Genomic DNA, 9,440 nt, shown 5'->3' with positions numbered 1-9,440 from the left:
TCGCCAGCAAGCGGATCGCGGCGGAGGGCAGCATGTAATTGAACGCCTGCGCCGCCACGATCCCCGCCCCACCCGCCAGCGCGGCGGCGGTCAGGAACCAGCCCGACAATGCGAGCAACAGCACCGATGCAACCCCGACCAAGGCGGCACAGGCACTCGCCTGCCGCAGAGAGCGCCGCTCCCTCCGGCGTTCGATGGCGATCATTCCACGGAGGGTCATGCGGCCGGTTCCAGATGAACGATGCGCGTCGCAATGGCGGCGAGCGCGGGACTGTGGGTGGCGATCAGCGTCGTCCGCGCTTTCGCGGCATGTGCGATCGCCGCGATCAGGGCGGCTTCGGCCACGGCGTCGAGATGCGCGGTCGGCTCGTCGAGCAAGAGGAACGGCGCGGGGCTGAGGAGGGCGCGCGCCAGCGCGATACGCCGCCGCTCGCCGCCCGACAGGCCGCTGCCCCGCGCATCGAGCGTCGCATTCAGTCCGCCCGGTCGGGACGCCAGCATCGGGTGCAGTCCCGCCATCGCGACCGCACGCCGGATCGCCAGATCATCCGCCTGCGGGTGAGCCAGCAACAAGTTCTCGCGTATCGTCCCCGCGATCAGCAGAGGGTGCTGGCCGACCCAACTCGCCTGACCCGCCAGCGAGACCAAGGGGGCGCCGCCCGCCTCGATCGTTCCGGCCGATAGCGGCGCGAGGCCCAGCAGCAGGTGCAGCACGCTGGTCTTGCCGCTACCGGACGGCCCGAGCAGCGCCACCGTCTCGCCCGGCTCGACATGGAAAGAGAGGCGGGCGACGGCAGGCGTGTCGCTTCCCGGATAATGGATCGTCACATCGCGCAAGGTCAGCGGAGCCGTCGCCACGACCGGACCTGCGCACGCGACCTCGACCAGCGGCATCAGCGTCTCGGCAGCCGTTTCGGCAGCTTGCTTGTCGTGATAGGCGGCGGCGAGGCGGCGCATCGGCGCGTAGAATTCGGGCGCGAGCGCCAGCACGAAGAAGGTCCGCTCCAGGGTCAGCGTCTCCGGGACAACGAAGGGCAGCAGCCCGAGCAGCGAAAAGCCGCAATAGACCGCGACCAGCGCGACCGACAGCGCCGCGAAGAATTCCAGCGCGGCGGAGGACAGGAACGCGATCCGCAGGACAGACATCGTCCGCTTCGCCAATTCCCGCGCCGCTTCGCCGATCGCTGCCGTCTCGCGCGCCTCGGCACGAAAGGCCAGCACGACGGGCAAGGCGCGCACCCGGTCGGCGAAACGCGCCGACAGGCGATGCAGGGCGATGAACTGTCGACGCGACTCGTCCGCCGCCGCGCCGCCCGCCAGGATCATCGCCGCCACGAAGGGCAGCAATGTGCCTGCCAGAATGACGGCCGCGACCCAACTGGCGCAGGCCGTGGCCGCCAGAACCAGCATCGGTGCGATGGCAGCGGCCCGGCGCGCGGGCAGGAAGCGGGCGACATAGCCGTCCAGCGCCTCGATCGCATCCACCGCCTGGGTCGCGAGCAGGCCGCTGTCGATCGGTGCGCCCGCTGGCCGATGGAGCGTCGCGGCGACGACCCGCCGCCTTTGCCCCCGCTTGACCGCTCCCGCCCGCGCGGCTCCCCGACGCACGGCCAGCATCGCGAACCATCCGCGCGCGGTTCCCATGCCGATCATCAGCAGAGCCCAGGGCCATAGCATTCCCCGCCCGGCCACCGCCGCCACGCCCCCGGCGATCCCGGTGGCAAAGCCGATCGCTGCCAGCGTATCGAGGAGCAACAGGCCCGCCGCCCCGTCACGGCCTCCCGCCGCGTCCTTCAACCAGCGGTTCCGTATCCGGGCGGCCGGGGCGCTATGGGCGATCGTCGTCATGGCCGGATCGTCGCCGCGACCGGCCGACGCGTCTTTGACCGCGGTCAATGTCGGTGCGGCCCGGCAAGCCTAGCGAGGCCGCCAGCAAGGGGCCGGGGGCGGCTCCCGTCATGGAGACTTGCTATGGATCCCGGGGTCGTCGACCTGTCACGGCTGCAATTCGCCGCAACCGCTTTGTATCATTTCCTGTTCGTGCCGCTGACGCTTGGCCTGTCGATGATGCTGGTCATCATGGAATCGGTCTATGTCATGACCAACCGTCCGGAATGGCGCGTGACGACGCGCTTCTGGGGCAAGATCTTCGGCATCAACTTCGTGCTGGGCGTCGCCACCGGGCTGACCATGGAGTTCCAGTTCGGTACCAATTGGTCGTACTTCTCGCACTATGTCGGCGACATCTTCGGCGCGCCGCTGGCGATCGAAGGGCTGATGGCCTTCTTCCTGGAGGCGACGTTCGTCGGATTGATGTTCTTCGGCTGGGACCGGTTGTCGAAACTGGGGCATCTGATCGTCACCTTCATGGTGGCGCTGGGCACCAATTTGTCGGCGCTGTGGATTCTCGTCGCCAATGGCTGGATGCAGAACCCGGTCGGCGCGAGCTTCAATCCGGATACGATGCGCATGGAGGTCGCCGACTTCGGCGCGGTGCTGTTCAATCCCGTCGCGCAGGCCAAGTTCGTCCACACCGTCAGCGCGGGCTATATCTGCGCCTCGGTCGTGGTGCTGGGCGTGTCGGCCTTCTGGTTGCTGAAGGGACGGTTCCTGCCCATCGCGCGCCGGTCGATGACGGTGGCGGCGGCGTTCGGCCTCGCCTCCTCGCTGTCGGTGGTCGTGCTGGGTGACGAGAGCGGCTATGCGCTGACCGACAACCAGAAGATGAAGCTCGCCGCGATCGAAGCGGTCTGGCACACGGAGCCCGGCCCGGCAGGACTGACGCTGTTGGGCCTCCCGGACATCACGACGCATGAGACGCGCTACAAGGTCGAAATCCCCTGGGTCCTCGGCCTGATCGCGACCCGCAGTCTGGACGGCACCGTGACCGGCATGTCCGAATTGGTGCTGAAGGCGCAGGAGCGGATCGCCTCGGGCGTGATCGCCTATGACGCGGTCCAGCGGCTGAAGACAAACCCGCAGGATCTGGCCCAACGGGCGCGGTTCGAGGCGCATAAGCGCGACCTGGGCTACGCGCTGCTGCTCAAGCGGCAGATGGCCGATCCGCGCAACGCCACGCCGAGGCAGATCGAGGCGGCGGCGTGGGACACGGTGCCGAACGTGGCGCTGCTCTTCTGGAGCTTCCGCATCATGGCGGCGATCGGCTTTGCGATGATCGCGCTGTTCGCGACCGCCTTCATCTTATGTTCGCTGCGGATGCACATGGAGTCGCGCTGGTTCCTGAGGTTGGCGGTGGCGGCATTGCCTCTGCCCTGGGTTGCCGCCGAACTGGGCTGGCTCGTCGCCGAACTGGGGCGTCAGCCCTGGGCGATCGAGGGTGTGCTGCCGACCTTCCTCGCGACCAGCTCGCTGTCGCGCGGGGCGCTGTGGACCACGCTGGCCGGGTTTACCGCGCTCTACGGCGTGCTGGCGGTGATCGAGGTGCGCCTGATCCTCGCCGCCATCGCACACGGCCCAGAGGAGCGAGACGACCAGCCCGCACCCGGACCGATCCCCGCCGCCACTCCCGTCACCGCCTGAAGGAGGCCAGGACATGTTCGACTATGAGATGTTGCGCCTGATATGGTGGGCGCTGCTGGGCGTGCTGCTGATCGGCTTTGCGCTGACCGACGGGTTCGACCTGGGGGTCGCCGCCCTCCTGCCCTTCGTCGCGAGGAGCGATGCCGAGCGGCGGATGGTCATCAATTCCATCGGGCCGACCTGGGAGGGAAACCAGGTCTGGTTCATCCTGGGCGGCGGCGCGATCTTCGCGGCTTGGCCGTTCGTCTATGCGGTCAGCTTTTCGGGCTTCTACCTCGCGATGTTCCTGGTGCTGGCTGCGCTGATCCTGCGGCCGGTGGGGTTCAAATATCGCTCGAAGCGGCCGGACCCGGCCTGGCGCACCCGCTGGGACTGGGCGCTGTTCGTCGGGGGACTGGTGCCAGCCCTCGTCTTCGGCGTCGCGGTCGGCAATGTGCTGCTCGGCGCGCCCTTCCGCTTGGATGGAGACCTGCGCGCCTTTTACGACGGCACTTTGCTTGGGCTGTTCACGCCCTTCACGCTGGTCTGCGGGCTGTTGTCGGTGGCGATGCTGGTGCTACACGGCGCGGCGTGGCTGTCGATCAAGGTCGAGCATGGTCCCGTCCATGACCGGGCGCGGGCGTTCGGTACGGCGGCGGCCATCGCCTCCATCCTGTTGTTCGCGGTCGGCTTCGCCTTCGTCGCATGGGGCGATATGGGCTATCGGATCGTCGGCGCGGTCGATCCGCTCGGCCCGTCCAACCCGTTGCGCATGACGGCGGAGCAAGCGGGCGGCGCATGGCTCGACAATTATGCGACCTATCCCTGGATGATGGCGCTGCCCGCACTGGGCTTCGCCGGGGCCGCGCTGGCGCTGATTGGTATCCGCAGCGGTCGTGAGGCGCTGGCCTTTGCCGGATCGTCGCTCGCCGCGACGGGGATCATCGCCACCGTCGGCTGCGCAATGTTCCCCTTCATCCTGCCGTCGAGCATCGACGCGCATAGCAGTCTGACGGTGTGGAACGCCTCGTCCACGCAGAAGACGCTGGGCATCATGCTGTTCGTCACGCTCGTCTTCCTGCCGATCGTGCTTGCCTACACCGCCTGGGCGTACCGGGTGATGTTCGGCCGGGTGACGGCGGAGGACGTCCGCACCAACCCCGACTTCTACTGAGAAAGGACGCGGTCCATGTGGTATTTCTCTTGGGTCCTGGGCCTTGGCCTCGCGGTCGGCTTCGGCATCCTCAACGGCATCTGGCATGAATTCCATCTGCCGCAGGACGATGATGTGACGACGCGTCGGTGACAGATAGGACAATCCGTCCGACGACAGGGGATCATGGTCGCGCTATAGAATCAGGCCATGATCCCGAAAGACATATGTGCCGATTGCGCGGTGCGCGACCGGGCCTTGTGCGGCAGCCTCGATGACCGGGAACTGCTCGCGCTCAACAGCATCGGCCAGCGGCGGCATGTCGGGCGCGGCCAAACCATCGCCTGGGCGGGCGACGAGGCGCTCCTCTGCGGCAATCTGCTGTCGGGCGTGCTGAAACTGGTCGCCACCACCGCCGATGGGCGCGAACAAACGGTGGGCACCCTCTATCCGGCCGATTTCTTCGGACAGCCCTATGCGGGCGAGGTCGACTTCACCCTGACCGCGCTGACCGAGGCGGAGCTGTGCGTCTTCCCCCGCGCCGCCTTCGAGCGGGTGCTGGAGGATCACCAGCGCATGGAACGGCTGTTGCTCCAGCGGACCTTCGAATCGCTGAACGAGGCGCGCGGGCGGATGCTGGCGCTCGCGCGCAAATCGGCGGGGGAGAAGCTGGCGGGTTTCCTGCTCGACATGGCGGCGCGCGCGGGCGCCAGCGGATGCCGCGCCAGCCGCGACGGCCCCGTCACCTTCGACCTGCCACTGACGCGCGGCCAGATCGCCGACGTGCTGGGCATGACGATCGAAACGGTCAGCCGCCAGCTGACCCGGATGAAGCAGAGCGGCATGATCGGCCTGCCCGGTGGCCGCGCGATCACGATCAGTGACCGCGAGGCGCTCGCTGCCCGCGCCGAGGCGGCCTGACCGGGTCAGGCGGCAACGCTCTCCGTCAGCGCATCGACCAGCAACGCGCGGGCCTCCGAGGTCAGTCGGTGCCCCGCCAGCGCGATGAGGGTCAGTTCTTCGAAATCGACCGCGCGGCGGCAACCGGTGAAGAAACTCCGCAGCATGTGCCCCAGCGTTTCGGGGGCCACGAACGCATCTGCCTCGTCGAAGGCGGCGATCAGTTCACTGGCCGCCGCGCGATCGGCCCTATGCCGGTGGTGAACATGGTCGATAAGCGTCCAGGTCAGCGGGTCTTCGTGCCGGTTGAGCAGCATCGCCTCCAGACCATCGCCATCGGCCCGCTCGCCCTTCGTCACCAGTTCCTGCAAGGCGATCAGGAATGCGGTCATCATCGGCTCGGTGGGACGATTGGGCAGACCATCCGCAATCGCTTCCGCCTGGGCAGCCAGGGCCAGCCGATGGCGATGCGCTTGCATCAGGCGGATCAGGTCAATTTCGTGGATGACGTGCCAGCGACGCGCAAACGGCACGACACTGGCTTGACGCGGGTGGCGGTCCATCGCGCGGGATCTCCTTCGCCGCCATCGTGACGCCGGTGGGCATTGCCAACATTGACGATGGTCAAACAGCGGGGGTCAATCACCGCGGGCGAAACGCGAATGCCGGGCCGTTCAGCGCCTGCGCGCGAGATGCCGGTGGATCGTGCTGCGATGCACGCCGAGCTGCCGCGCCGCCGCCGTGACATTGCCGTCATGCGCCGCCAGTGCCGCGTCGATCGCCTCCGCCCGGTCGTCGGCCAGCGGACGCGCGATCGACCATTCCATACCGCCGGCTCGAGCGTCCCCATCCCATCCGCCGATCAGCGTCGCGCCATTGGTCAGGCGCAAATGCCCCCTTGCCGCCTGGCTGCGCATGTCGAGCACTTCACCCAGCGCGGTATCATCCAAAGCCTCCCAGCTGCGACCGACCAGCGACAGGCCGCGCCGATTGGCGGCGACCAGCTGCTCGTCGCGGAACACCAATATTCCCTCGCGCGCGGTGCCCAGCATCGCCGCATCGTCGTGCAGGCGCAGCACCCGGCAATCGGTGAAGCCGGAGCGGAACAGCCGATGTTCGATCTGGTCGACCGCCAGCCGGATCAGCCCCAGCGCATGACCATGCCCGTTCACCGACGGACCCGAGATGTCGAGCGCCCCGACGATCGCGCCGCGCGGGTCGAGGATCGGCGTCGCCGCGCAGCTGAGCACCGCATGTTCGGCGAAGAAGTGCTCGGGGCCGTGCACCGCGATCGGGCGACGCTCGGCAATCGCCGTGCCGATCGCATTGGTGCCGGTGCTCGCCTCTGTCCAGGACATGCCGGGCCTGAGCGCCACCTGCGCCGCGCGCGACAGGAAACCGGTATCGCCGATACTGTCCAGGATCATGCCGTCGGCGTCTGCCAGGATCACGACGCTGCCCGTATCGCGCGCCTCTCCCGCCAGCATCTCCAATTCGGGGCGGCACAGCCGACGCAGCGACTCGCGACGCTGGCGGAGCGCGTGGAGTTCGCTGTCGGTCAGCGGGCCGCCGTCGCGCCGCCGTCCTTGCGCCAGCCCCATATCGGTACAGCGCAGCCAGGATCGCAACACCGGCTGACGTACGCTTTCCAGCGGCAACTGCCCTTCGTCGAAATAGGCGCGTCGCCCCTGCTCTATCCCGGCGCCGTCCATCGCCGCATCCTTCTCCGACTGTCGCAACTTGCGACACCAACCCGTTTCCCGCGTCGCGTCGTGCGACACATGCTACGCCTGTAGTGCGGAAAGTCCATCACTGCCCGCGCGCTTTGTTGCAGACCGACTTGCCGGCGCTCCGGCACAGGCAGAGCCTTTGTTTCATACGAAACGAAGGAGAGGTTGCATGACGATCCAGGAAGCCATCAAAGCCCGCACAGCGCCCTTCAAGGAGCGCTATGGCAATTTCATCGGCGGCCGCTGGGTCGATCCGGTCGATGGACGCTGGTTCGATAACCGATCGCCGATCGACGGGCAGATCATCTGTCAGGTGGCACGCAGCCAGGCCGCCGATATCGAACTCGCGCTCGACGCCGCGCACAAGGCCAAGGATGACTGGGGTCGGACCAGCGTCGCCGAACGCGCGCTGGTCCTCCACCGCATCGCTGATCGGATGGCGGAGCATCTCGACCTGCTCGCCACCGCCGAAACCTGGGACAATGGCAAGCCGATCCGCGAAACGACCGCCGCCGACCTGCCGCTGGCGATCGACCATTTCCGCTATTTCGCCGGGTGCATTCGCGCGCAGGAGGGCGGGATTTCCGAGATCGACCACGATACGGTGGCCTATCACTTCCACGAGCCGCTGGGCGTGGTGGGCCAGATCATTCCGTGGAACTTCCCGCTCCTCATGGCCTGCTGGAAACTGGCACCGGCCCTTGCGGCGGGGAATTGTGTGGTGCTGAAACCCGCTGAACAGACCCCCGCCTCGATCATGGTGCTGGCCGAACTGATCGCCGACCTGCTGCCCGAGGGCGTGCTCAACATCGTCAACGGCTTTGGCGTGGAGGCGGGCAAGCCGCTGGCGCAGAACCCGCGCATCGCCAAGATCGCCTTTACCGGCGAGACGACGACCGGACAGCTCATCATGTCCTATGCGTCGGAAAACCTGATCCCCGTCACACTGGAGCTGGGTGGCAAGAGCCCGAACATCTTCTTCTCCGATGTCGCCGCCGAAGACGACGATTATTTCGACAAGGCGATCGAAGGTTTCGCCATGTTCGCGCTCAACCAGGGCGAGGTCTGCACCTGCCCCAGCCGCGCGCTGGTCCACGAATCCATCTATGACCGTTTCATGGAAAAGGCGGTCGCGCGGGTCGAAGCGATGATCCAGGGCGATCCGCTCGACCCCGCCACCATGGTCGGCGCGCAGGCGTCGGAAGAGCAGATGGACAAGATCCTGGGCTATCTCGACATCGGTCGCGACGAGGGCGCCAAGGTGCTGACCGGCGGCACCCGCAACCGGCCCGAGGGGCTGGAGGGCTATTATGTCAAGCCCACCGTCTTGAGCGGCCACAACAGGATGTGCGTCTTCCAGGAGGAGATTTTCGGCCCTGTCGTCTCGGTCGCGACCTTCAGGACCGATGAGGAGGCATTGAGCATCGCCAACGACACGCTCTACGGCCTGGGCGCGGGCGTGTGGACCCGCGACGGCACCCGCGCCTATCGCATGGGCCGGGCGATCCAGGCGGGCCGGGTGTGGACCAATTGCTATCACGCCTATCCCGCCCATGCGGCGTTCGGCGGCTACAAACGGTCGGGTATCGGGCGCGAGACGCACCGGATGATGCTCGACCATTATCAGCAGACCAAGAATTTGCTCGTCAGCTACTCGGCCAAGAAGCTCGGCTTCTTTTGACCGTGGTCATGGCGGGGGTCGGCAACCGCGCCCATCCCCGCTCCATCATCATTCTACAGGAGACGTGCCATGGCGAAGACCATGAAAGCGGCGGTCGTACGCGAATTCGGCGCACCGCTGACCATCGATGAAGTGCCCGTACCGGAAGTGACCGACGGCATGATCCAGGTCGCGATCCAGGCCTCGGGCGTGTGCCATACCGATCTGCACGCCGCGGAAGGCGACTGGCCGGTCAAGCCCAACCCGCCCTTCATTCCGGGTCATGAGGGCGTCGGCTATGTCTCGGCGGTCGGCAAGGGCGTGAAACACATCAAGGAAGGCGACCGGGTCGGCGTGCCCTGGCTCTACACCGCCTGCGGCCACTGCGTGCATTGTCTGGGCGGGTGGGAGACGTTGTGCGAAAGCCAGCTCAACACCGGCTATTCGGTCAATGGCGGCTTTGCCGATTATGTCATCG

Annotated in this window: 9 protein-coding genes and 1 pseudogene; 6 read left to right on the top strand and 4 right to left on the bottom strand. The window is 67.1% G+C overall.

The annotated features are described in order from the left end of the window. A pseudogene (locus ACFDSW_RS12490) lies at positions 1-220 on the bottom strand (cysteine ABC transporter permease); the annotation flags it as partial. Next, positions 217-1,848: a thiol reductant ABC exporter subunit CydD gene (gene cydD, locus ACFDSW_RS12485; RefSeq protein ID WP_375250618.1), complete on the bottom strand. Its 1,632-nt coding sequence runs from the start codon at positions 1,846-1,848 to the stop codon at positions 217-219. The pseudogene ACFDSW_RS12490 and the gene cydD, both read right to left, overlap by 4 nt. A gap of 123 nt (positions 1,849-1,971) precedes the next feature. Here cydD and ACFDSW_RS12480 point away from each other — a divergent pair, with 123 nt between their 5' ends. The 4 genes from ACFDSW_RS12480 to ACFDSW_RS12465 are packed head-to-tail and all read left to right on the top strand — an operon-like array spanning position 1,972 to position 5,593. Then, positions 1,972-3,540 carry a cytochrome ubiquinol oxidase subunit I gene (locus ACFDSW_RS12480; RefSeq protein ID WP_375250617.1) on the top strand — a complete coding sequence of 523 codons (1,569 nt, stop codon included), beginning with the start codon at positions 1,972-1,974 and terminating at the stop codon, positions 3,538-3,540. Between the two features lie 13 nt (positions 3,541-3,553). Beyond that, positions 3,554-4,693 carry a cytochrome d ubiquinol oxidase subunit II gene (cydB, locus tag ACFDSW_RS12475; protein WP_375250616.1) on the top strand — a complete coding sequence of 380 codons (1,140 nt, stop codon included), beginning with the start codon at positions 3,554-3,556 and terminating at the stop codon, positions 4,691-4,693. Between the two features lie 15 nt (positions 4,694-4,708). After that, on the top strand, positions 4,709-4,825 hold the full coding sequence (gene cydX, locus ACFDSW_RS12470) for a cytochrome bd-I oxidase subunit CydX (RefSeq protein ID WP_375250615.1): 117 nt from the start codon (positions 4,709-4,711) through the stop codon (positions 4,823-4,825). A gap of 57 nt (positions 4,826-4,882) precedes the next feature. Further along, on the top strand, positions 4,883-5,593 hold the full coding sequence (locus ACFDSW_RS12465; protein WP_375250614.1) for a Crp/Fnr family transcriptional regulator: 711 nt from the start codon (positions 4,883-4,885) through the stop codon (positions 5,591-5,593). A 5-nt stretch (positions 5,594-5,598) separates the two neighbouring features. On the opposite strand, the gene ACFDSW_RS12460 is transcribed toward ACFDSW_RS12465, so the two are convergent. Both ACFDSW_RS12460 and ACFDSW_RS12455 read right to left on the bottom strand, forming a co-directional pair. Beyond that, entirely contained in the window at positions 5,599-6,135 is a 537-nt protein-coding gene (locus ACFDSW_RS12460) for a hypothetical protein (RefSeq protein WP_375250613.1), read from the bottom strand. 111 nt (positions 6,136-6,246) lie between these two features. After that, positions 6,247-7,353: a GAF domain-containing protein gene (locus tag ACFDSW_RS12455; RefSeq protein ID WP_375250612.1), complete on the bottom strand. Its 1,107-nt coding sequence runs from the start codon at positions 7,351-7,353 to the stop codon at positions 6,247-6,249. A gap of 118 nt (positions 7,354-7,471) precedes the next feature. On the opposite strand from ACFDSW_RS12455, the gene adh reads away from it, so the two are divergent. Both adh and ACFDSW_RS12445 read left to right on the top strand, forming a co-directional pair. Continuing rightward, complete coding sequence (gene adh, locus ACFDSW_RS12450; protein WP_375250611.1) at positions 7,472-8,983, top strand: aldehyde dehydrogenase; 1,512 nt, start codon at positions 7,472-7,474, stop codon at positions 8,981-8,983. Positions 8,984-9,052: 69 nt separating this feature from the next. Further along, positions 9,053-9,440: alcohol dehydrogenase catalytic domain-containing protein (locus ACFDSW_RS12445; RefSeq protein WP_375250610.1), on the top strand; the 388-nt coding region annotated here is incomplete at its 3' end.

The sequence above is a fragment of the Sphingomonas sp. genome (genome assembly GCF_042091075.1).
Classification (GTDB): domain Bacteria; phylum Pseudomonadota; class Alphaproteobacteria; order Sphingomonadales; family Sphingomonadaceae; genus Sphingomonas.
The sequence above is the reverse complement of the archived record's forward strand: the minus strand, read 5'-3'. Positions and strand labels throughout refer to the sequence as shown.